The 21,675-nt window shown below is 69.5% G+C and carries 29 protein-coding genes; 5 read left to right on the top strand and 24 right to left on the bottom strand.

Features of this window, described 5'->3' with window-relative positions; translation table 11 throughout:
* Positions 1 to 21: 21 nt before the first annotated feature.
* The 21 genes from rplO to ACYVF4_RS09505 form a co-directional block, all read right to left on the bottom strand.
* Entirely contained in the window at positions 22 to 588 is a 567-nt protein-coding gene (rplO, locus tag ACYVF4_RS09605) for a 50S ribosomal protein L15 (protein WP_460722085.1), read from the bottom strand.
* Positions 588 to 773 carry a 50S ribosomal protein L30 gene (gene rpmD, locus ACYVF4_RS09600; protein ID WP_023954062.1) on the bottom strand — a complete coding sequence of 62 codons (186 nt, stop codon included), beginning with the start codon at positions 771 to 773 and terminating at the stop codon, positions 588 to 590. The genes rplO and rpmD overlap by 1 nt, the downstream gene beginning before the upstream one ends.
* Positions 773 to 1,459 carry a 30S ribosomal protein S5 gene (rpsE, locus tag ACYVF4_RS09595; protein WP_460722084.1) on the bottom strand — a complete coding sequence of 229 codons (687 nt, stop codon included), beginning with the start codon at positions 1,457 to 1,459 and terminating at the stop codon, positions 773 to 775. Before rpsE ends, rpmD begins: the two co-directional genes overlap by 1 nt.
* A complete protein-coding gene (gene rplR / locus ACYVF4_RS09590; RefSeq protein ID WP_460722082.1) occupies positions 1,456 to 1,815 on the bottom strand; it encodes a 50S ribosomal protein L18 in 360 nt (119 codons plus the stop codon). Before rplR ends, rpsE begins: the two co-directional genes overlap by 4 nt.
* 2 nt (positions 1,816 to 1,817) lie before the next feature.
* Positions 1,818 to 2,354, bottom strand: a complete 537-nt coding sequence (gene rplF / locus ACYVF4_RS09585; protein WP_460722080.1) for a 50S ribosomal protein L6 — start codon at positions 2,352 to 2,354, stop codon at positions 1,818 to 1,820.
* A gap of 6 nt (positions 2,355 to 2,360) precedes the next feature.
* Complete coding sequence (rpsH, locus tag ACYVF4_RS09580; RefSeq protein ID WP_460722078.1) at positions 2,361 to 2,759, bottom strand: 30S ribosomal protein S8; 399 nt, start codon at positions 2,757 to 2,759, stop codon at positions 2,361 to 2,363.
* 104 nt (positions 2,760 to 2,863) lie between these two features.
* A complete protein-coding gene (rplE, locus tag ACYVF4_RS09575; RefSeq protein WP_460722076.1) occupies positions 2,864 to 3,454 on the bottom strand; it encodes a 50S ribosomal protein L5 in 591 nt (196 codons plus the stop codon).
* Between the two features lie 2 nt (positions 3,455 to 3,456).
* Positions 3,457 to 3,816 (bottom strand): 50S ribosomal protein L24, encoded by a 360-nt coding sequence (gene rplX / locus ACYVF4_RS09570; protein ID WP_460722074.1) that lies wholly within the window; start codon positions 3,814 to 3,816, stop codon positions 3,457 to 3,459.
* Positions 3,817 to 3,818: 2 nt separating this feature from the next.
* Positions 3,819 to 4,187, bottom strand: a complete 369-nt coding sequence (gene rplN, locus ACYVF4_RS09565) for a 50S ribosomal protein L14 (RefSeq protein ID WP_045246799.1) — start codon at positions 4,185 to 4,187, stop codon at positions 3,819 to 3,821.
* Positions 4,184 to 4,510, bottom strand: coding sequence for a 30S ribosomal protein S17 (rpsQ, locus tag ACYVF4_RS09560; protein ID WP_460722071.1), 327 nt, complete (start codon positions 4,508 to 4,510; stop codon positions 4,184 to 4,186). Before rpsQ ends, rplN begins: the two co-directional genes overlap by 4 nt.
* Positions 4,510 to 4,824 carry a 50S ribosomal protein L29 gene (rpmC, locus tag ACYVF4_RS09555; protein ID WP_460722069.1) on the bottom strand — a complete coding sequence of 105 codons (315 nt, stop codon included), beginning with the start codon at positions 4,822 to 4,824 and terminating at the stop codon, positions 4,510 to 4,512. The genes rpsQ and rpmC overlap by 1 nt, the downstream gene beginning before the upstream one ends.
* Positions 4,824 to 5,243: a 50S ribosomal protein L16 gene (rplP, locus tag ACYVF4_RS09550; protein WP_045275476.1), complete on the bottom strand. Its 420-nt coding sequence runs from the start codon at positions 5,241 to 5,243 to the stop codon at positions 4,824 to 4,826. Before rplP ends, rpmC begins: the two co-directional genes overlap by 1 nt.
* Positions 5,243 to 6,001, bottom strand: coding sequence for a 30S ribosomal protein S3 (gene rpsC, locus ACYVF4_RS09545; RefSeq protein ID WP_251451664.1), 759 nt, complete (start codon positions 5,999 to 6,001; stop codon positions 5,243 to 5,245). Before rpsC ends, rplP begins: the two co-directional genes overlap by 1 nt.
* Complete coding sequence (gene rplV, locus ACYVF4_RS09540; RefSeq protein ID WP_460722066.1) at positions 6,001 to 6,399, bottom strand: 50S ribosomal protein L22; 399 nt, start codon at positions 6,397 to 6,399, stop codon at positions 6,001 to 6,003. Before rplV ends, rpsC begins: the two co-directional genes overlap by 1 nt.
* Positions 6,400 to 6,424: 25 nt before the next feature.
* On the bottom strand, positions 6,425 to 6,706 hold the full coding sequence (rpsS, locus tag ACYVF4_RS09535) for a 30S ribosomal protein S19 (protein WP_019181724.1): 282 nt from the start codon (positions 6,704 to 6,706) through the stop codon (positions 6,425 to 6,427).
* Positions 6,707 to 6,718: 12 nt separating this feature from the next.
* On the bottom strand, positions 6,719 to 7,558 hold the full coding sequence (rplB, locus tag ACYVF4_RS09530) for a 50S ribosomal protein L2 (protein WP_460722064.1): 840 nt from the start codon (positions 7,556 to 7,558) through the stop codon (positions 6,719 to 6,721).
* Positions 7,559 to 7,582: 24 nt separating this feature from the next.
* Positions 7,583 to 7,882 carry a 50S ribosomal protein L23 gene (gene rplW / locus ACYVF4_RS09525; RefSeq protein ID WP_192635689.1) on the bottom strand — a complete coding sequence of 100 codons (300 nt, stop codon included), beginning with the start codon at positions 7,880 to 7,882 and terminating at the stop codon, positions 7,583 to 7,585.
* Positions 7,879 to 8,538 carry a 50S ribosomal protein L4 gene (gene rplD, locus ACYVF4_RS09520; RefSeq protein ID WP_460722062.1) on the bottom strand — a complete coding sequence of 220 codons (660 nt, stop codon included), beginning with the start codon at positions 8,536 to 8,538 and terminating at the stop codon, positions 7,879 to 7,881. Before rplD ends, rplW begins: the two co-directional genes overlap by 4 nt.
* Before the next feature lie 2 nt (positions 8,539 to 8,540).
* Positions 8,541 to 9,200, bottom strand: coding sequence for a 50S ribosomal protein L3 (rplC, locus tag ACYVF4_RS09515; RefSeq protein ID WP_460722060.1), 660 nt, complete (start codon positions 9,198 to 9,200; stop codon positions 8,541 to 8,543).
* A gap of 8 nt (positions 9,201 to 9,208) precedes the next feature.
* Positions 9,209 to 9,517, bottom strand: a complete 309-nt coding sequence (gene rpsJ, locus ACYVF4_RS09510; protein WP_013584016.1) for a 30S ribosomal protein S10 — start codon at positions 9,515 to 9,517, stop codon at positions 9,209 to 9,211.
* Between the two features lie 440 nt (positions 9,518 to 9,957).
* A complete protein-coding gene (locus ACYVF4_RS09505) occupies positions 9,958 to 10,173 on the bottom strand; it encodes a hypothetical protein (protein WP_460722058.1) in 216 nt (71 codons plus the stop codon).
* A gap of 155 nt (positions 10,174 to 10,328) precedes the next feature.
* Here ACYVF4_RS09505 and ACYVF4_RS09500 point away from each other — a divergent pair, with 155 nt between their 5' ends.
* Positions 10,329 to 11,867 (top strand): sugar transferase, encoded by a 1,539-nt coding sequence (locus ACYVF4_RS09500; RefSeq protein ID WP_460722056.1) that lies wholly within the window; start codon positions 10,329 to 10,331, stop codon positions 11,865 to 11,867.
* A gap of 65 nt (positions 11,868 to 11,932) precedes the next feature.
* On the opposite strand, the gene ACYVF4_RS09495 is transcribed toward ACYVF4_RS09500, so the two are convergent.
* Positions 11,933 to 13,045, bottom strand: a complete 1,113-nt coding sequence (locus ACYVF4_RS09495; protein WP_460722054.1) for a glycosyltransferase — start codon at positions 13,043 to 13,045, stop codon at positions 11,933 to 11,935.
* A 210-nt stretch (positions 13,046 to 13,255) separates the two neighbouring features.
* Positions 13,256 to 15,088: a DUF4012 domain-containing protein gene (locus ACYVF4_RS09490; RefSeq protein ID WP_460722052.1), complete on the bottom strand. Its 1,833-nt coding sequence runs from the start codon at positions 15,086 to 15,088 to the stop codon at positions 13,256 to 13,258.
* 171 nt (positions 15,089 to 15,259) lie between these two features.
* Between ACYVF4_RS09490 and ACYVF4_RS09485 the strand changes: the two genes are divergently transcribed.
* Positions 15,260 to 16,783: a sugar transferase gene (locus ACYVF4_RS09485; protein ID WP_460722050.1), complete on the top strand. Its 1,524-nt coding sequence runs from the start codon at positions 15,260 to 15,262 to the stop codon at positions 16,781 to 16,783.
* A gap of 40 nt (positions 16,784 to 16,823) precedes the next feature.
* A complete protein-coding gene (locus ACYVF4_RS09480) occupies positions 16,824 to 17,423 on the top strand; it encodes an arsenate reductase/protein-tyrosine-phosphatase family protein (RefSeq protein ID WP_460722049.1) in 600 nt (199 codons plus the stop codon).
* Position 17,424: 1 nt separating this feature from the next.
* On the opposite strand, the gene ACYVF4_RS09475 is transcribed toward ACYVF4_RS09480, so the two are convergent.
* The gene (locus tag ACYVF4_RS09475) at positions 17,425 to 18,591 is read right to left on the bottom strand and encodes a hypothetical protein (protein ID WP_460722047.1); all 1,167 of its coding nucleotides are present in this window, start codon (positions 18,589 to 18,591) and stop codon (positions 17,425 to 17,427) included.
* Positions 18,592 to 18,706: 115 nt separating this feature from the next.
* On the opposite strand from ACYVF4_RS09475, the gene ACYVF4_RS09470 reads away from it, so the two are divergent.
* A complete protein-coding gene (locus tag ACYVF4_RS09470) occupies positions 18,707 to 20,080 on the top strand; it encodes a tyrosine-protein kinase domain-containing protein (RefSeq protein ID WP_460722045.1) in 1,374 nt (457 codons plus the stop codon).
* Positions 20,081 to 20,168: 88 nt separating this feature from the next.
* Positions 20,169 to 21,608 (top strand): tyrosine-protein kinase domain-containing protein, encoded by a 1,440-nt coding sequence (locus tag ACYVF4_RS09465; RefSeq protein ID WP_460722043.1) that lies wholly within the window; start codon positions 20,169 to 20,171, stop codon positions 21,606 to 21,608.
* Positions 21,609 to 21,675 lie beyond the last annotated feature (67 nt).

Raw genomic sequence — 21,675 nt, 5'->3', positions numbered from 1 at the left:
GCTCCGGCCCCCTCTGGTGCACTACTTGACGGAACCGCCCGCAGCGACGATCTTCTGCTCGGCAGAGCCCGAGACCTTGTCGACGGCCACGTTGAGCTTCACCGAGATGTCTCCGGTGCCGAGCACCTTGACCTTCTCGTTCTTGCGGACGGCACCCTTGGCGACCAGGTCGCTGACGGTGACGTCTCCCCCGCTCGGGTAGAGCTCGGCGAGCTTGTCCAGGTTCACGACCTGGTACTCGACGCGGAACGGGTTCTTGAAGCCGCGGAGCTTGGGGGTGCGCATGTGCAGCGGCATCTGCCCACCCTCGAAGCCGACCTTGACCTGGTAGCGGGCCTTGGTGCCCTTGGTGCCACGGCCGGCGGTCTTGCCCTTCGAGCCCTCACCGCGACCCACGCGGGTCTTGGCGGTGTGGGCGCCGGGGACCGGACGCAGGTGGTGGACCTTCAGCACGCCGGGACGCGAGACCGCGACGTCCTTCTTCTTGGGCTCCGCCTTGGCGGCAGCGGCCTTCTTGGCCGGCGCCTTCTTGGCGGGAGCCTTCTTCTCGACGACCTCTTCGGTCGCCTTCTCGGCCTTGTCAGCCATCAGTCGATCTCCTCAACCTTCACGAGGTGCGCGACGGTCTTGACGTAACCGCGCGTCTGCGCGTCGTCGGGACGGACGACGGAGTCGCCGATCCGCTTCAGACCGAGCGAACGCAGCGTGTCGCGCTGGTTCTGCTTCTCGCTCACCTTGGACTTGACCTGGGTCACCTTCAGACGGGCGGCCATCATGCACCAACCTTCGCTGCTGCGGTGGCGTCGGCCTCCGCGCGCACGAGGCGAGCCGGAGCCACCTGGTCGAACTCGAGACCGCGACGCGCGGCGACGGCACGGGGCTCCTCGAGCTGCTTGAGCGCCTCGACGGTCGCGTGCACGATGTTGATCGTGTTCGACGAGCCGAGCGACTTGGACAGGACGTCGTGGATGCCGGCGCACTCCAGGACGGCGCGGACCGGACCACCGGCGATGACACCGGTACCGGCGGCGGCGGGGCGCAGCAGCACCACGCCGGCGGCGGCCTCACCCTGCACGGGGTGCGGGATGGTCGAGGCCGACCGGGGGACGCGGAAGAAGTTGCGCTTGGCCTCTTCGACACCCTTCGAGATGGCCAGGGGCACCTCGCGGGCCTTGCCGTAGCCGACGCCCACGACGCCGTTGCCGTCGCCCACGACGACGAGCGCCGTGAAGCTGAAGCGACGACCGCCCTTGACGACCTTCGACACGCGGTTGATGGTCACGACGCGCTCGAGGAACTGGCTCTCGTTGCGGTCACGGCCCCCGCGGTCACGGTTGGGGTTGCGCTCGCGACCGCCGCGGCGGGGCTCGCGCTCGCGCTCAGCGGGCGCGGTGGCGGCCTCGGCCGGGGCCTCGGCAGCTGCCTGCTCGGTCACGTTGCTCTCCTTGTTGTCACTCACAGGTTCAGACCTCCCTCGCGGGCGCCGTCGGCGATCGCCGCGACACGGCCGGCGTAGCGGTTGCCGCCACGGTCGAACACGACATCCGAGACCCCGGCGGCCTTGGCGCGCTCCGCGAGGAGCTCGCCGACCTTGCGGGCCTTGGCGGTCTTGTCGGCGTCGGAGGCACGCAGGTCCGTCTCGAGCGTGGACGCCGAGGCCAGCGTGTGGCCCTTGCTGTCGTCGACGATCTGGACGAAGACGTGGCGCGCCGAGCGCGTGACGACCAGGCGCGGACGATCGGTGGTGCCGACGACCTTCTTGCGAAGGCGGGCGTGACGACGCGCGCGCGCGTCGGACTTCGACTTCACGGCCATGGTTACTTACCAGCCTTTCCGGCCTTGCGCCGGACGACCTCGCCGGCGTAGCGCACACCCTTGCCCTTGTACGGCTCGGGCTTGCGGATCTTGCGGATGTTGGCGGCCGCCTCGCCGACGGCCTGCTTGTCGATGCCGCTCACGGTGAGCTTGTTGTTGCCCTCGACCGTGAAGGTGATCCCGGCGGGCGGCTCGACGAGCACGGGGTGCGAGAAGCCGAGGGCGAACTCGACCGAGCTGCCCTTCTGCGCCACGCGGTAACCCGTGCCGACGACCTCGAGGCCCTTGGTGTAGCCCTGGGTGACACCGATGATGTTGTTGTTGATGAGCGTGCGGGTCAGGCCGTGGAGCGACCGCGACTCGCGCTCGTCGTCGGGACGGGTGACGAGCACCTGGCCCTCGTCGACCTTCACCTCGATGGGCTTGGCGACGGTGAGCTGCAGCTCGCCCTTGGGTCCCTTGACGGCGACGTTCTGGCCGGCGACCTCGACGGTCACGCCGGCGGGGATGTCGATGGGAAGACGTCCGATACGCGACATGTCAGATCACCACACGTAGGCGAGGACTTCCCCACCCACGCCCTTCTGCTCGGCCTGGCGGTCGGTGAGAAGACCGGAGGAGGTGGACAGGATCGCGACACCGAGGCCACCGAGGACGGTGGGGATCTCGGTCGACTTCGCGTAGACGCGCAGACCGGGCTTCGACACGCGCTTGATGCCGGCGATCGACCGCTCGCGGTTCGGGCCGTACTTCAGCGTGAGGGTCAGCGTCTGGCCGACGCGGGCGTCCGAGACGGCCCAGTCGGAGATGTAGCCCTCCTGCTTCAGGATGTCGGCGATGTGGGTCTTGAGCTTGGAGCTCGGCAGCGACACGGAGTCGTGGTGCGCCGAATTCGCGTTGCGCAGACGGGTCAGCATGTCTGCGACCGGGTCTGTCATTGTCATGATGTGTTTCCTTCGTTCACCAGGTTTCGTACGCCGTTACACGACGGCCGACCTGTGGTGGGATGGCGCTCCGCGCCGCGAGGATGCGGAGCGCCGGGGTGATGTTACGCCTGGGCGTCCTCGGTGCGGAACGGGAACCCGAGGTGGCGCAGCAGGGCGCGGCCCTCGGCATCCGTCGACGCCGACGTCACGATGGTGATGTCGAAGCCGCGCACGCGATCGATCTTGTCCTGGTTGATTTCGTGGAAGACCGACTGCTCCTGCAGGCCGAACGTGTAGTTGCCGTGCCCGTCGAACTGCTTCGGCGAAAGACCGCGGAAGTCGCGGATGCGCGGCAGCGCCAGGTTGACCAGGCGGTCGATGAACTCCCACGCGCGGTCGCCGCGGAGGGTGACGTGCGCGCCGATGGCCTGACCCTCGCGCAGCTTGAACTGCGCGATGGACTTGCGGGCCTTGGTGACGACCGGCTTCTGACCGGTGATCTTGGTGAGGTCGTCGACCGCGCCATCGATAACCTTGCTGTCGCGAGCTGCCTCGCCGACACCGGTGTTCACCACGACCTTGACCAGTCCGGGGGTCTGCATGACGTTGGCGTAGCCGAACTCGTCCTGCAGGGCCTTCTTGATCTCGCCGTTGTACTTCTGCTTCAGGCGGGGCTGGGTCTTGCCAGCCTCCGCGGCAGTTGCCGTGCTCATGCTCAGAGGTCCTTGCCGCTCTTCTTCGCGTAGCGCACGCGGACGGTGCGCTTCACGCCGTCCTTCGTCTGCTCCTCGACGCGGTGGCCGACACGGGTCGGCTTCTTGCTCGAGGGGTCGACGAGTGCGACGTTCGAGATGTGGATCGGGGCTTCGAAGGTCTCGATGCCGCCGGTCTTGGTGCCGCGCTGGGTCTGGCCCACGCGGTTGTGCTTGGTGACGTAGTTCACGCCTTCGACGATGACGCGGTTCTGCTCGACGAGGACCTCGAGGACCTTGCCCTGCTTGCCGCGGTCACCGCCGCGCTCGGGCTTGGCGCCCGAGATGACCTGAACCAGGTCACCCTTCTTGATCTTCGCCATGATCAGATGACCTCCGGGGCGAGCGAGACGATCTTCATGAACTTCTTGTCGCGAAGCTCACGGCCGACCGGCCCGAAGATGCGGGTGCCGCGGGGCTCCCCGTCGTTCTTCAGGATGACGGCGGCGTTCTCGTCGAACTTGATGTAGGAACCGTCGGGACGACGGGTCTGCTTGACGGTGCGGACGACGACGGCCTTGACCACGTCGCCCTTCTTGACGTTGCCGCCCGGGATCGCGTCCTTGACCGTGGCGACGATGACGTCGCCCAGGCCCGCGTAGCGCCGGTTCGAGCCGCCGAGCACACGAATGGTGAGCAGCTCCTTGGCGCCGGTGTTGTCGGCGACCTTGAGGCGGGACTCGTTCTGGATCACTTGGCCTTCTCCAGGATCTCGACCAGGCGCCAGCGCTTGGTGGCGCTCAGCGGACGGGTCTCGTTGATGAGGACGAGGTCGCCGATGCCGGCGGTGTTGCCCTCGTCGTGCGCCTTGACCTTCGACGTGCGACGGATGACCTTGCCGTAGAGCGGGTGCTTCACGCGGTCCTCGACCTCGACGACGATCGTCTTGTCCATCTTGTCGCTGACGACGTAGCCTCGGCGGGCCTTGCGGTACCCGCGGGCCTCAGCGTCACGCACGTCGTGCTCGGCCGACTCGTGACCCGGAACGACGGTCTCGTCGGTCTTCTTGGTAGCCATCACTCAGCCTCTTCCTTGGCGGCGTCGTCAGCGGCATCCGCCTTCTTCGCCTTGGTCTTCTTGGCCTTCGTCGCCGTCTCGACGGGTGCGGGCGTGGCACGGATGCCGAGCTCGCGCTCCCGGATGACGGTGTAGAGCCGCGCGATGTCGCGCTTGACCGCACGGATGCGGCCGTGGCTCTCGAGCTGGCCGGTGGCCGACTGGAAGCGCAGATTGAACAGCTCTTCCTTGGCCTTGCGCAGCTCCTCGACGAGGCGCTGGTCTTCGAACGTGTCGAGCTCGCTGGGTGCGAGCGTCTTGGTGCCGATCGCCATTACGCGTCGCCCTCCTCGCGCTTGATGATGCGTGCCTTCAGAGGCAGCTTGTGAATGGCACGGGTCAGGGCCTCACGAGCGAGTTCCTCGTTGACACCGGCGACCTCGAAGAGGACGCGACCCGGCTTGACGTTGGCGACCCACCACTCGGGCGAGCCCTTACCCGAACCCATGCGGGTCTCGGCGGGCTTCTTGGTGAGCGGTCGGTCGGGGTAGATGTTGATCCACACCTTGCCGCCACGCTTGATGTGACGCGTCATCGCGATACGAGCGGACTCGATCTGACGGTTGGTCACGTAAGCGGGGGTGAGTGCCTGGATGCCGAACTCGCCGAAGGAGACCTTCGTGCCGCCGGTGGCCTGGCCGTCACGCTTGGGGTGGTGCTGCTTGCGGTACTTGACCTTGCGGGGGATAAGCATCAGGCCGACGCTCCTTCTGCCACGGGGGCCTCGTTGCGGGGTCCGCGACGACGGTCGCCGCCGCGGTCGTCACGACCACGGGACTTGGGCGCGTTCGCCTGCTCGCGAGCCAGCTCCTTGTTGGTGAGGTCGCCCTTGTAGATCCAGACCTTCACGCCGATGCGGCCGAAGGTGGTCTTGGCCTCGTAGAAGCCGTAGTCGATGTTCGCGCGCAGCGTGTGCAGCGGAACACGGCCCTCACGGTAGAACTCCGACCGGCTCATCTCGGCGCCGCCGAGACGACCGGACACCTGGACGCGGACGCCCTTGGCGCCGGCGCGCTGGGCGCCCTGCAGACCCTTGCGCATCGCGCGGCGGAAGGCCACACGAGCCGAGAGCTGCTCGGCGATGCCCTGGGCGACGAGCTGAGCGTCGGCCTCGGGGTTCTTCACCTCGAGGATGTTCAGCTGGATCTGCTTGCCGGTCAGCTTCTCGAGGTCGGCGCGGATGCGCTCGGCCTCGGCGCCGCGGCGGCCGATCACGATGCCCGGGCGGGCGGTGTGGATGTCGACGCGGACGCGGTCACGCGTGCGCTCGATCTCGATGTTGCTGACGCCGGCGCGGTCCAGCGACGTGGTCAGCAGGCGACGGATCTTGATGTCCTCGGCCACGTAGTCGGCGTAACGCTGCCCGGGCTTGGTCGAGTCCGAGAACCAGCGCGACACGTGGTCCGTGGTGATGCCGAGGCGGAAGCCGTACGGGTTGACTTTCTGGCCCATTACTTGCTCGCCTTCTTGGTCTTGGCAGCCGGCGCCGACTCGGCGACCTCGGGGGTCGACAGCACGACGGTGATGTGGCTGGTGCGCTTCTTGATCTGGAAAGCACGACCCTGCGCGCGGGGCTGGAAACGCTTCAGCGTCGTGCCCTCGTCGACGTACGCGTTCTTCACGTACAGGTCCTGCTCGGCCAGGTACTCGCCGGCGGCATCGGCCTTCACGCGAGCGTTCGCGATCGCCGAGGCGACGAGCTTGTAGATCGGCTCGCTCGCGCTCTGCTGCGCGAACTTGAGGATGGCCAGGGCCTCCTCGGCCTGCTTGCCCTTGATGAGCGCGACGACACGACGAGCCTTCTGAGGGGTCACGCGGATGTGTCGCACGCGTGCGATGGACTCCACCATTTCTCTCTCCTCTTGCGTCCCCGCGTCAGCGGCGACGGCCCTTCTTGTCGTCCTTCACGTGGCCGCGGAAGGTGCGGGTGGGCGCGAACTCGCCCAGCTTGTGGCCGACCATGGTCTCGGTCACGAACACGGGGATGTGCTTGCGACCGTCGTGCACGGCGATCGTGTGGCCGAGCATGGCCGGCACGATCATCGAGCGACGCGACCAGGTCTTGATGACGTTCTTGGATCCCGCCTCGTTCTGGACGACGACCTTGCGAAGCAGGTGTTCGTCGACGAAGGGGCCCTTCTTGAGACTGCGTGGCATCTTCCTCTGCTCCTACTTGCGCTTCTTGCCGGCGGTGCGACGGCGGACGATGTACTTGTCGCTTTCCTTGTTCGCGTGACGGGTGCGGCCTTCGGCCTGGCCCCACGGCGAAACAGGGTGACGACCACCGGAGGTCTTGCCCTCACCACCACCGTGCGGGTGGTCGACGGGGTTCATCGCGACACCACGGACGGTCGGGCGGACGCCCTTCCAGCGCTTGCGGCCGGCCTTGCCCCAGTTGATGTTCGACTGCTCGGCGTTGCCGACCTCGCCGATGGTGGCGCGGCAGCGCGCGTCGACGTTGCGGATCTCGCCCGAGGGCAGACGCAGCTGGGCGTAGGGGCCGTCCTTGGCGACGAGGCGAACCGACGCGCCGGCCGAGCGGGCCAGCTTGGCGCCGCCGCCGGGGCGGAGCTCGATCGCGTGGATGACGGTACCGGTGGGGATGTTGCGCAGCGGCAGGTTGTTGCCGGGCTTGATGTCGGCGCCGGCACCCGACTCGACGATGTCGCCCTGCTGCAGCTTGTTCGGGGCGAGGATGTAGCGCTTCTCGCCGTCGACGTAGTGCAGCAGCGCGATGCGCGCGGTGCGGTTGGGGTCGTACTCGATGTGCGCGACCTTGGCGTCGATGCCGTCCTTGTCGTTGCGACGGAAGTCGATCAGACGGTACTGACGCTTGTGACCGCCACCGATGTGACGAGTGGTGATGCGGCCCTGGTTGTTGCGGCCACCGGTCTTCGACAGCGGGCGGAGGAGCGACTTCTCAGGCGTCGATCGGGTGATCTCGGCGAAGTCGGCCACCGACGAGCCGCGGCGACCCGGGGTCGTGGGCTTGTACTTGCGAATAGCCATATCTCTAGTCCTCTATCCCGACCGTCAGCCGACTGCCGTGAAGATGTCGATGGTGCCCGACTTCAGGGTCACGATGGCGCGCTTGGTGTCCTTGCGCTTGCCGGTGCCGAAGCGGGTGCGACGGGCCTTGCCGGCGCGGTTGAGCGTGTTGACCGCGGCCACCTTGACGCCGAAGATCTTCTCGATCGCGAGCTTGATCTCGGTCTTCGAGGCACGGGGGTCCACGAGGAACGTGTACTTGCCCTCGTCGATGAGCCCGTAGCTCTTCTCCGAGACGACCGGCTTCAGGATGATGTCGCGCGGGTCCTTGTTCACGGCGGTCATGCCGAGACCTCCTCGGTGGCCGTCTTGGAGGCGACGAAAGCCTCGTAGGCGGCCTTGGTGAAGACGATGTCGTCCGAGACGAGCACGTCGTAGGCGTTCAGCTGGTCGAAGGTCAGCACGTGGACGTACGACAGGTTGCGCACGCTCAGGATGCTGAGCTCGTCGTCGCGGTCGATGACGACCAGGACGTTCTTGAGGGCGCCCAGACCGGCGAAGACCGCAGCGGCGGCCTTGGTCGAGGGCGAGCCGTCGATGCCGAACGACTCCACCACGTGGAGGCGCTCGCCGCGGGCGCGGTCGCTGAGCGAGCCGAGGAGGGCCGCCGCGATCATCTTCTTGGGGGTGCGCTGCGCGTAGTCGCGCGGCTTCGGCCCGTGCACGATGCCACCGCCGGTCATGTGAGGCGCGCGGATCGAACCCTGTCGGGCGTTACCGGTGCCCTTCTGCTTGAAGGGCTTGCGGCCGGCGCCCGAGACCTCACCGCGACGCTTGGTCGAGTGGGTGCCCTGGCGAGCCGCGGCGCGCTGCGCCACGACGACCTGGTGGATGAGCGGGATGTTCGTCTTGACGTCGAACAGCGCGGCGGGCAGCTCCACGGAGCCGGCCTTCTTGCCGTCTGCCTTCACGACGTCGAGCGCGAGAGTCGAGTCAGCCATGATCAGGCACCCTTCACTGCGTTGCGGACGTAGACGATGCGGCCGCGCGCGCCGGGGACGGCGCCCTTGACGAGCAGCAGACCCTTCTCGGCGTCGACGGCGTGCACCGTGAGGTTGAGGACGGTCACGCGCTCGCCACCCATACGGCCGGCCATGCGCATGCCCTTGAAGACGCGGCTCGGGGTCGACGACGCGCCGATCGAGCCGGGCTTGCGGTGGTTGCGGTGAGCACCGTGCGAAGCCGAGACGCCCTTGAAGTTGTGGCGCTTCATGACACCCGCGGTGCCCTTGCCCTTGCTGGTGCCGACGACGTCGACCAGCTGGCCGGCCTCGAAGGTGCCGTCCACGGTGAGCTCCTGACCGAGTGAGTAGTCAGCGGCGTCCGCGGTGCGGATCTCGGTGAGGTGGCGGCGGGGGGTCACGCCGGCGGCCTCGAAGTGGGCCGACTGCGGCTTGTTGACCTTGCGGGGGTCGATCTGGCCGTAGGCGATCTGAACGGCCTTGTAGCCGTCCTTCTCGGGGGTGCGCACCTGCGTGACGACGTTCGGCGCGATCTCGATGACGGTGACGGGGACGAGCTTGCCGCTTTCGTCCCAGACCTGGGTCATGCCGAGCTTGGTGCCCAGCAGGCCCTTGGAAACCTTGGAGTTGATGTCAGCCATGTCGAACCTCAGAGCTTGATCTCGATGTTGACGTCGGCCGGCAGGTCAAGGCGCATCAGCGAGTCGACGGCCTTGGGCGTCGGATCGATGATGTCGATCAGACGCTTGTGGGTGCGCATCTCGAAGTGCTCGCGGCTGTCCTTGTACTTGTGGGGCGACCGGATGACGCACACGACGTTCTTCTCGGTCGGAAGGGGCACGGGGCCCACGACGGTCGCGCCCGCACGGGTCACGGTGTCGACGATCTTGCGCGCCGACGAGTCCAGGCCGGCGTGGTCGTACGACTTCAGGCGAATGCGGATCTTCTGTCCCGCCATTGTCTGCTCACTCTCTTTCTCGCGTCTTACCTCCCGGGGTCCCCGGGGGCATCGGACGCACGATGACGCTCTCGCGCCATGGCACTTCCGCCGGCAGCTGCCGGCGGTGCTGCACCGCTGTTCTGCTGTCAAACCGGTAATCCCCGGCTCCGGCCGCCCCGCACGCGCACGTGCGAATCCCGCGAAACGGGATGGGGTTGTCGGATGTATGTCGTTCTGCTGCCCGCGGCCTAGGACCCTGCGCTCGAGGCGCCGCCTATGCACTGCCCTGGCAGTGATCCTGAGCACGCCGAAAGGCGCGTCGGAGTGTGGAACTGGACTAGTCTACGTGCCGTCCGGGCGTGCCGCAAACCCGGGCGTGTCGCGATGCCGGTGATGCGGCTACTTCTCAGCAAGACGGCCCCGGGGCGTCCCCCGGGGCCGTGGTCGAACGACGAGGACTACTCGTTGCCGATGGAGCGGTCGATGCTGTCGCGCACGCCGTCGACGTGGGCGTCGATGGAATCCGGCGCGATCTTCTTGACGAACTCGGCCGCGGCGTCGAGTGCCTTGTCGCTGACCTCTTCGGCCTGCTCCGACTTCAGCGTCTGCTCGATCTGGTCCTTGTTCTTCTCGAGGAAGTCCTTGCCCTGGTTGACGAGGTCGTCGATGCCCATGTGATCCCCTTCCGATCGGCGCCCGGCGCGCACTGAGCATCATTGTTCCGCGCGCCCGACGGTGACACAATGGCAGGGTCGCTCGGGCCTTCCGCTGACTGGGGATGCGGATCGCGGGCTCTGCCCGCCTCGCCTGGGCGACCGAGGGGGGAAACGTGGTATCCAATCTCGTCGGTGCGGCTGGGGGTCCGCCCGATGCGTCCATCGATCGCCTGCGCGCTCTGGGCAGGCGGCATCTCACGGCGGTGCCGAGCGCCGCGGCGGACTGGCGCGCCCGTTATGCGCGCCTGCTGTGGATGAGCGATCTCGTCGTGCTGATCGCCGTGGTCTACGGCGCGCAGATCGCGTGGTTCGGCCTGGGCAACGCTCAGGTGTCGATCCGCGAGGACTCGCGCCTGAGCACGGTGTCCTACTGGATGTTCTCCACGGCGCTCGTCGGCCTGTGGATGTGGTCGCTGAGCCTCGCCGATTCCCGCAGCGACCGTGCCATCGGCACCGGAGCCAGCGAGTACGTCCGCATCATCTCGGTGAGCACCCGGCTGTTCGGCTTCATCGCGATCTTCGCCTTCCTGCTGCGCGTGGACGTCGCGCGGGGGTATCTGCTCATCTCCCTTCCGCTGGGGATGCTGGTGCTGCTGCTCGAGCGCTGGCTGTGGCGCCAGTGGCTGGTGCGCCGCCGCGCGCGCGGCGAGTACAGCGCGCGCGTCGTCCTGGTGGGATCGGACCGCTCGATCGCCCAGATCGGCGCGGCGCTGCAGCGGACCCCGAGCGCGGGGTACCGCGTGGTCGGCGCGTGCATCCCCGGCGGGCGGGCGGGCGGCGAGATCGCCGGCACCGGCATCCCGGTGCTGGGAGACGTCGCGTGCGTCTCGGCGGCGATGACCTCGGTGAACGCCGACACCGTCGCGGTGACGAGCACCGACGAGCTGCCGCCCTCGAGCGTCAAGCGCATGGCGTGGGAGCTGGAGACCGGCCGGCAGCACCTCGTGCTGGCGCCGAGCATCGTCGACGTGGTGGGTCCCCGCATCGGGACCCGGCCGGTCGCGGGCCTTCCCCTCATCCACGTCGAGACACCGCGCTACAGCAAGGGCCAGCGAACGGCGAAGCGCACGATGGACATCGTCCTCGCCTCGATCGGCGTCACGTTGCTGGCGCCCGTCATGGCGGTGATCGCGCTCGCGATCCGCGCGCGCACCGGCGGCCCCGCCCTGTTCATGCAGACGCGCGTCGGCCTGGACGGCGAAGAGTTCCGGATGCTGAAGTTCTGCACGATGGTGCCCGACGCCGAGAACCTGCTCACCGGGCTCGAAAACCGCCAGGACGCCGGCAACGAAGTGCTGTTCAAGATGCTCGACGATCCGCGCGTGACCCGCATCGGCCGGTTCCTGCGGCGCTACAGCCTGGACGAGCTGCCGCAGTTGTTCAACGTCCTCGAGGGGACGATGTCGATGGTAGGCCCGCGGCCGTCCCTCCCGCGCGAGGTGAGCCGGTACGCCGACCATGTCCACCGGCGGTTCATGGTCAAGCCGGGCATCACCGGCTTGTGGCAGGTGAGCGGCCGGTCGAGCCTGTCGTGGGAGGAGTCCGTGCGGCTGGACCTGTCGTACGTCGAGAACTGGTCGCTCATCGGCGACGCCGTCATCGTCTTCAAGACGGCCCGCGCGGCGCTTCTGCCCGGACGCACCGCCGCCTGAGCGCCGCCCGCCGGGACGACCCTCAACCGCGGTCCGGCGAACCGGACCGCGGCCGAGGGGGTCGTTCAGGCAGCGAGTGCGCGCACGCCCGCGTAGAGCTCCACCCACGCCCGGATCTTCTCGATGAAGACCGACGTGTCGAACTGACGCGCGCGGGCGACGCAGTCCTCGGGGCGGACCTCGAGCGCACGGCTGACGGCGTTTCGCAGCTCGTCGGGGTGCCACGTGTAGACGTGGACACCCGTGCGGCCGTTCAGCACGGTCTCGGCGGCGCCGCCGACGCCGTTGGCGATGACCGGCGTCCCCGAGGCCATCGCCTCGACCGGCACGATCCCGAAGTCCTCGACGGGTGCGAACACCAGCGCCGACGCCCGGCGGTACAGCGCGCGCAGCAGCGGAGAGGATGGCGTCCGCAGCACGCTCACCCGCACCCCGGACGAGTCCGCGTAGGCGCGCAGGTGCTTCTCTTCGGGCCCGGTGCCGGCGATGACGACCGGCAGTCCCGAGGCCGCCCCGGCATCCACGACCGCCTCGAGCCGCTTGTACGGCACGAAGCGCGAGACGCCGAGCAGGAACTCGCTCGGCAGGGCGTCGAGAGTCCGCTGGTCGGCCTGACCGAGCACCGGCGACGTCATGAAGCGCGCCACGTCGATGGGCGGGTGGATCACGTCGGCCTCGCGGCCCCACGTGTCGGCGATGCGCTCGGCGATGTAGGCGCTGTTGGCGACGATCGCCGTCGCCTCGGCCGCGCGCTGGCGGTCCAGCAGCTTCAGCACGCCCGATGCGGCCCTGGCCACGACGTTGTCGCCGCGGTGGTCCAGCTCGGGCACCCAGATGTAGCGCGCGGGCGTGTGTGCGTACACGAGCTTCGGAGCATCGTGGGCGCGGCCGCCGAACCGGGCGTGGTGGGCGAACACGTGGCTGCTGCACAGCACCCAGTCCGCGTTGCTGGCCGGCAGCTTCCGCCACATCGCAGGCATCAGCGGCAGCGCAGCGGCCTTGCTGTGGCGCAGCGGCGAGCGCGCGAGCGCGCTCTCGGCGACGTCCGTGAACCGGCCGGCGCTGTCATTCCACAGGCAGAAGCGCTCGGCATCCGGGAAAGTCTCGATGAGCGCGTCGAAGACGTTCTCCACTCCCCCGTGCGGCTCGAGCCACTCGTTGACGATCACGCCGCTCATGGCCGCGCGCCGCTTCTGCGCGTACGCGCGCCGTCCCCAAATACCGATACCCCAGACATCAGCCCCCCAGAGGCTCTTTCCCAGTTCGCCTGTCACGACGGTCCATCGGGTCGGTCCGTCGTGCCCAGTACAGGCACTCTCATGGTAGCCACGCCGGGCGTGTCGCGGCCAGGGGCGGCGACGAAATCTTGCGCAGATCTTGCGGTCGGCTCACCCGGTGAAGGTGCCGACCACCTCGCCGCACGATTCCGCGATGCTCACCGGGGTGTCGGTGACCGTCGGCGTGTACCGCAGCGAGATCGCGCCGAGATCCTGCTCGGGCAGCGCGCTGGTGAAGGACACCGTGCGCGTCTGCCCCCGGTCGACGAGGACGGTCACGCTCTCGGCCGCCCGTCCGGCCTCTTCGCCGCTCCGCGCCAGCGCGTCGACGGCTCCGCCGGGGACGTCGATTCGATCGACCGACGCCCCGACGGGGGCGACGTAGACGACGTCGAGCATCATGGTCGTCTTGGCCCCGCCGTAGGTGGGCGAGCGCCGCGCGAGCATGTGGAACGTCAGGTCGTCGCGCGACAGCCGGTTGGCCAGGGTGTACGTCGTCGTCACGGTGCGCTCGGCGGGGTCGCAGGTCACCGCGATCGAAGTGTCCAGGTAGTACTCGAGCTTGCCCACCGCGGAGTCGTTGAGGAAGACGCCGAGCTGGGTCGACTGGTCGTTGTCGATCGCGAACCCGCCGTCGATGCCGAGCTCGACGGCCACCTTCTGCTCGCCCTCGCGCGGGAACCATGCGTACACGCGCTGCTCCCCCACAGAGGTGCGCAGGACCTCGATCATCTGCAGAGGGTCCCAGCGCCCCTTCACCAGGGTGTCGAACACGGCGGCCGAGGCCGCCGCGAAGAACGCGTCGGCCGGGGCCTGATCCCCCGGGAAGCGCAGATAGGTCTCTTCGAGCAGCACCCGCACGACGTTGTCGGACGTGATCCGGATGCCGTCGACGTCCACAGGACCGGCGATGGCCAGCATGTGCGAGAGGGCGACGGGATCCAGCGACAGCACGCCGTCGATCTTGCGGCCCGTCTCGGCGAGGATCCCCTCGAACAGCCGCGCGGCGGTCGGGAAGCTCGGGGTCTTCGTGTAGTTCTGCGAGTACCGGGTCCACTCGTCGTCGTACAGCGCCGCCTGCTCGGCGGGTACGTCGACGAACTGCCGGCCGGTGAGCCCGGGAGCGGCGAAGGTCGTGGAACTGGCCTGCCCCTCGAGGCGAATGCGTCCCTGGTCGACGCGGATGAGGACGGATGCCGCGGGGTTGCCGCCCGTGGCGCGGATCTCGGCGTTGTTCTGGAACATGACGAAGTAGGTGCGCGGCTCGTCCTCGCCCATGATCGTCAGCGCGGTGGGCAGGACCTTCGTCGCGGTGCGGACGAGGGGTGCCGTCTCGTCGATCACCTCGACGATCTGCCCGACCGCCTCGTCCACGACGGGGAGCAGGGCGTCGCGGTCGATGCGCTCGACCCGCTGCTCGGCCGACGCGAACGCCTCGTCGATCTGCGGCAGCACGGCGAGCACCTGACGGAACGGCTCCAGATCGAACCCGCCGTCGGCGAACCGGATGCGGTCGATGTCCACGGCCCCGAGCACCTCGAAGCTCGCGGGCAGGGCGTCCCGGACGAGGATGTGGGTGGCCTCGGTGGCGCCGCGGACGGCGGCGACATTCGGGCCGACCCCGGGCACCCAGGATGCGAACTCCCACAGCGGGCCCTGCACGGTCTCGTCGGCGCGGGAGGTGTGGGAGAGGATGCTTGCCGCGGCCGTGTCGAACCGGGCGGTGTCCCCCTCGCGGACCAGCGCGGGGACGGAGCTCAGCTCGGATCTCGCGGCCTGCAGGTCGTCGCGCACCTCGAGCGCCTGGCCCGCCAGAGCGGCCCCGGCCACCGCGAGACCCCCGAACAAGAGGAGCAGCACGCCCAGGATGCCCAGCACCCACGGCCAGCGTCGACGCCGGCGTCGACGGGGCGGCGCCTCGAGGTCGTCCAGCGAGTCGGGCACGCTCGCATCCTACTGACGGCCCATGGATACCGGCAGGGGCCGTCGCGGCGCACCCCGGCGCCCGGTATACCGCCTGGTACCCTCGAACACGACATCGGCGGCGATGGCGGCTCGCGAATCCGCCGGCACGTGCCACATCGCAGCTCGATGCGCCGACGTGGGGGTGGAAGAATGGCGATCGACGAGCGGCCGGCGACCGCGCAACGGCCGGCTGGCGTGCCCGTGACCACGTCGTCCTACGGCTTCAGCTCACCGGCTGCGCGCGTGCGACGCTGGCAGCGCCTGTTCGCGACGCTCCTCGCGATCACCGACACCCTCGTCATCACCGTCGCCGTCTTCGGCGCCCAGTTCGTGCGATTCGGCTTCGGCGGTCAGCAGCTGCAGATCCCGGGACTGCGCGAGAACGACGTCGCCGTGGCCTACTTCCTCGTCTCGGTCGTCCTCGTCGTCGCGTGGGCGGCTTCGCTGCACCTGTTCGGCACGCGCGACTACCGGATCGTCGGCACGGGCATGCTCGAGTACAAGCGGGTTTCGAACGCGACCTTCGCCTCGTTCGGGCTTTTCGCGATCATCGCCTTCGCCCTCCAGGTGCAGATCGGCCGCGCCTATCTGCTGATCGCCCTGCCGCTGGGGTGGGTCCTGCTGCTGACGAGCCGTTGGCTCTGGCGCCGATGGCTCATCGGCCGCCGGCGACTCGGACGCCTGCTGAGCCATGCCGTGCTCGTCGGCGATCGATCGAGCTCCCTCCACGTGGCCGCGCAGATCCGCCAGGATCCCGGCTGCGGCCTGCAGATCGTCGGCGCCGTCACCGAACACGGCAGCACCCAGCGGTCCTTGACCGAGGACATCCCGGTCCTCGGCGACTGGGACCACGTCATCGACCATGTCGACCGCGTCCGCGCCGACACCGTCATCATCACCGGGAACCACACGCTCGAGCCCCGCCAGCTGCGCGAACTCGGCTGGGCCCTGGAGGAGCGTCGCGCGAATCTCATCGTCGCCCCCGCTCTCACCGACGTCGCCGGCCCCCGCATCCACTCGACGCCCGTCGCGGGTCTGCCCCTCATCCACGTGTCCTACCCGGAGTTCACGGGCGTCAAGCTCGCGCTCAAGCGGGCCTTGGACATCGTGATCGCCGCGGCCGCGCTCATCGTGCTGTCGCCCGTCCTGCTGGGCATCGCGGTCGCCATCCGCGCGACGAGTCCCGGACCGGCGCTGTTCCGGCAGGAGCGCGTGGGTCTGCGAGGGACGCCCTTCCGCATGCTGAAGTTCCGGACGATGGTGGCGGATGCCGAGAACCGGCTGTCCTCGCTGCTGGATGCCTCGGAGGGCAACGGAGTGCTCTTCAAGATGCGCAACGACCCGCGCATCACCCCCGTGGGCCGCTTCCTGCGCCGCTACAGCATCGACGAGTTCCCCCAGCTGTGGAACGTGGTCCGCGGCGACATGTCGCTCGTCGGCCCCCGCCCGCCGCTCGCCAGCGAGGTGGCCACCTACGAGGAGTGGGCCCACCGGCGCCTGCTGGTCAAGCCCGGGATCACGGGTCTGTGGCAGGTGAGCGGGCGGAGCGATCTGTCCTGGGAAGACAGCATCCGCCTGGATCTCTACTACGTCGAGAACTGGTCCATCACGGCCGATCTCGTGATCCTGTGGCGGACCGTGCGCGCCGTTCTGGCGAAGAAGGGCGCGTACTGACGCCGCCCGCACCGCGTTCCCGCCTATCCCGAAGGAAGCTATGTTCGAGATCCTCACCGTCTGCACCGGGAACATCTGCCGGTCCCCGCTCGCCGAGAGCCTGCTGCGCACGCGGCTGGCCGCGTACGATCCCCAGGTCCACAGCGCCGGGACCATGGGACTGGATGCCGCACCGATGACTCCCGAGGCGGTGCGGCTGGCCGTCGGCCTCGGAGTCGCCCAGGACCTGGCCGACCAGCACCGCTCGCGGTACCTGACCGAGGCCGAGCTTCGCTCGCCGGACCTCATCCTCGCGATGAGCCGTGAACACCGCCGACGCGTCGTGGAACTCGCCCCCGCCCGGCTGCGCTCGACCTTCACCGTCCGGGAGTTCGCCCGACTCGCCGCGGACACCCCCGATGAAGAGATCGCCGAGGCGGTCGCGGGCGCCGGTACGGACGGCTCCGCGCGGGCCCGCGCGGCCGTCGCCGCCGTCGCCGCCCAGCGTGGCATGAGCGCGCCCCCGGCCGATCCGGTCGACGACGACGTCGTCGACCCCTACCGGCGGTCGTGGGAGACGTATCAGCGATCCGCCGGGCAGCTCGTGCCCGCGATCGATCAGGTGGTCCGGGTGCTGTCGCTGGCGATGACTGCGCGCTGACTCAGCCGCCGCCCGGTCCCGGCGTCGGGAGCGGGATGACCGGGTCGGTCGGGTCGCTGGGGTCCGTCGGGTCGGACGGCGGGACGGGATCGGTCGGCTCGACGGAGTCGGCGGGCGGGGCCGGGTCGGTCCCGCCGCTGTACTGCTGCTCCTGCTGACGGCGCAGCTCCTCCTCCCACGCGAGGCGCTGGGCCAGTTCCAGCTCGAAGCGGGCCTGGTCCTCGCGAAGCGCGGTGACGGCGTCGGCGAACGCGGTCAGCGACGCCGCGGCGCCCGCCTCGGCGAGATCAGCGCCGGCGACCGCGGACCCGGCGGCCGTGACGGCCTCGCGGAGCTCCTCCGCGGCATCCGGGTTCTCTTCGACGATCACCGCGGCGCGGTCAGGGACGCCGGCGGCGAACTCGGCCATCGCGGCGCGGAACGAGCGCTCGAGCGCGTCGAGGTCGTCCCGGACGGCACGGACGTCCGCCGCGGCCTTCGACACCTCCGTGGCGCGCTCGCTGACCGCGTCGATCGCGGCTCCGATGGAGGCGAGGGAGTCCTGCTCGAACGGCGGCGTCGCATAGTCCTCGAGCGGCGCGGGCAGCACCAGTGCATCCAGTGCGACACGATGCTCGACGACGGCGCGCTCGACGTCTGCAAGCGCGTCCTCGTCGACCATTCCCGCGGTCGCCGCCAGCGGCCCCCGCAGACCCTTCGCGACGGCGATCCCGGCTGCACGGGCTTCGTCGATGCGGACGAGGCCGGCGTTGACCGCGCGGGTCTCGTTGGCCAGCACCGCCTCGCTGCTCGTCAGGGTCGCGAGCGCATCGCGCTCCGGCGACGCCGACGTGATCGAGATCCAGCCGACGACGACGGCCGTCACCAGTGCCGCGACGGAGAGGACGGCGGTGACGACGTTGAGGATGTCGACGGAACCACCCACCCGACGGATGCGAGTCGGCCCGGAGACCGCGCCGGCGGCGGCGGGAATCGCCTGTCCCCTGCCGCCCACCAGCGCCTGAAGCGCCGGAGTGTCGTCGACAGCCGCCGGGGCGGATGCCAAGGCCGACGTCCGCGGCCCCGCGAAGAGCGCACCCACCCGCTCGGAGGACCCGGCGCGGGGAGCCGGTTCGCCGCCCGCGCGCGCCGTCGACTCTTCGGCGAAGAGGTGCGCGAGTGAGCTCATGGGGGCCGTTCGGGATATGCGAGGATCGAGAGCGGATGGGGCTGCGGCATCCGGAGAGGCCGCAGCCAGGATAACCCGGCGCCCGAGCTGCGACCGGCGACACAGTGGGGGCGGCGTGCAGCTGAGGGACTATCTCGCGCTTCTGCGCCGCAGTTGGCTCCTGGTGCTCGCCTGCACCGTCCTGGGCGGATCCGTCGGCGCGCTTGTGGCGCTGACGACCCCGACGACGTATCAGTCCACCGCGCAGCTGTTCGTCTCGGTCCGCAACAGCGGCGCCGCCGGTGACCTCGCCCAGAGCACGAACTACGCCCGTCAGGCGGTCACCAGCTACGTGCGTGTGATTCCGACGGCGATCGTCCTCGAACCCGTCATCGACGACCTCGGGCTCGACGTCACGGTCGGCGAGCTCGCCACCAAGGTCAGCGCGTCCGCCCCCCTGAACACGCAGCTGATCACGATCTCCGTCGTCGATGCGAATCCCAGCTTCGCGTCTCAGCTGGCCAACGCCATCAGCGACAGCTTCGCCACCGCTGTCGCCACCGAGCTCGAGGCACCCACCGCCGGCGAGACCGAGAGCAAGGTCCGCGTCGAGGCGATCTCGCCCGCGAAGGTCCCCACGACTCCGTCCTCGCCGAACCTGCGGCTGGACATCGCGCTCGGGCTGCTCGTCGGCCTCGCCGCCGGGGTCGGCCTGGCGGTCCTGCGGTCCGTCCTCGACACACGCGTGCACACCGTCGCCGACGTGGAGTCGACCGTGCAGGCGCCGATCCTCGGCGGCATCCCGATAGACCCGGAGTCCGCCGAGCGGCCCCTCATCGTGCAGGCCGCACCCCGCGACCCCGGCGCCGAGGCCTACCGCCGACTCCGGACGAACGTGCAGTTCCTCAACATCGACTCCGGGACGCCGAGCTTCGTCCTCACCAGCTCCGCGCCGGCGGAGGGCAAGTCCACCACGGCGGCCAACCTCGCCCTGACGCTGGCCGAGACGGGACTGCGCGTGGCCCTGGTGGACGCCGACCTGCGAAAGCCGCGCCTCGCCGACAACTTCAACATCGAGGGCGGCGTCGGGCTGTCGGACGTCCTGGCCGGGCGTATCCCGCTCTCGGGGGCGATGCAGCCGTGGGGGCGGAGCAAGCTCTTCCTGCTGCCGGCGGGCACGCTGCCCCCCAACCCCGCGGAGCTGCTCGGATCGCGGCGCATGTGGCAGGCACTCGAAGAGATGCGCCGCGCGTTCGACGTCATCATCATCGACGCCCCTCCCCTGCTGGCGGTGACGGATGCCGCGGTCCTGGCCCGCCTGACCACCGGCGCCGTCCTGGTGGCGGCGTCGGGATCGACGCGCAAGCCGCAGCTGGCGGCGGCAGCCAAAGCCATCGAGGCGGCCGACGCGAAGGTGCGCGGCGTCGTCATCACCAAGCTCCCCACGAAGGGCCCCGACAGCGCGGCCTACAGCCAGTACACCTACGGCGTGACCCACGCGGGGGCGTAGCCCTTTCAGGGGCGGCACAGGGGCTGTGGAAGAATTGCCCGCGGCGCGATCTCTCGCGATCCCGCCCGACGACGAAGGACGATACTCGGTGGAACTGCGCGACTACATCAGGATTCTGCACAAGAACTGGATCATCATCCTCGCGCTGACCGTGCTGGGCGCGGCCGTCGGCGCCGCGTACTCCCTGACGCGAACCCCGACGTACGAGTCCACCACGCAGCTCTACGTCTCGGTGCGCTCCGAGGGCGCCGCCACCGGAGACCTCGTCCAGGGCACCACCTTCGCGCGGCAGATCGTGGCCAGCTACGTCGACGTCGTCGACACCGCGCTCGTGCTCGAGCCCGTGATCGAGGAGCTCGGTCTCGACACCACCGTGGCGGAGCTGAGCGGCCAGATCGCGGCATCCGCCCCCCTCAACACCGTGATGATCGACATCACCGCCACCGACACCGACCCCGCGCGCGCCGCGGCGATCGCCGACGCGACGGCGACGAGCCTGGCCACAGCGGTGCAGACCACGCTCGAGCAGCCCGCCACCGAGGACGCGGCCAGCCCCGTGCAGGTGACCACGGTGCAGCCGGCGGTGATGCCGGCGCGCCCGTCGAGCCCGAACACCCCGCTCAACATCGCGCTGGGCACGCTGCTCGGCCTGGCGCTGGGTGTCGGCGTGGGCGTGCTGCGCACGGTGCTCGACACGCGCGTGCGCACGCTGCACGACATCGAGCAGCTGACCACCGCGCCCTTGCTGGGCGGGATCGCGTTCGATCCGGGTGCGCAGAAACGTCCGCTGATCGTGCACGCCGACCCCCGCAGCCCCCGCGCGGAGTCCTTCCGGTCGCTGCGCACCAACCTGCAGTTCCTCAACATCGAAGGCGGTCCGCGGTCCTTCGTCGTCTCGAGCGCGGGGCCCGGTGAGGGCAAGTCCACCACGACCGCGAACCTCGCGATCGCCCTCGCCGAGACCGGCGCGCGCGTCGCGCTCGTCGACGGCGACCTGCGCCTGCCGCGCGTGGCCGACTACATGGGGATCGAGGGCGGCGTCGGGCTGACCGATGTGCTCATCGGCCGCGTCGAGCTCGCCGACGCGCTGCAGAAGTGGGGCCGCGGCAAGCTGTTCGTCCTCGGGTCGGGCCCGGTCCCGCCGAACCCGAGCGAGCTGCTCGGGTCCGTCGCGATGGATCACGTGCTCGCCTCGCTCACCGAGCACTTCGACTACGTGCTGATCGACGCTCCGCCGCTGCTGCTCGTGACCGACGCTGCCGTCCTCAGCAAGAAGACGCGCGGCGTGATCTTCGCCGCCGCGTCGGGCAAGACGCGCAAGCAGGACCTCACCGGCGCCATCCGCAGCCTCGAGACCGCCGGCGGTCAGCTGCTCGGTCTCGTCGTGACGATGCTGCCCACGCGCGGACCCGACAGCTACGGCTACGGCGCGTACACGTACGGTGCGACGCACGAGACCGACGGCTCCAAGAAGCCCGTCGGGCGGCGGCGCCGCTCCGGCGCCCGCAAGACGCGCGCCACCGCCTGACGCTGCGGCGCCCGCGGCGCCATCGCGAAGCGACGAGCACCCCCTGACGAGGCGTCAGGGGGTGCTG

Source organism: Microbacterium aureliae, assembly GCF_054780155.1.
This window is presented reverse-complemented; position numbering and strand designations above follow the sequence as displayed.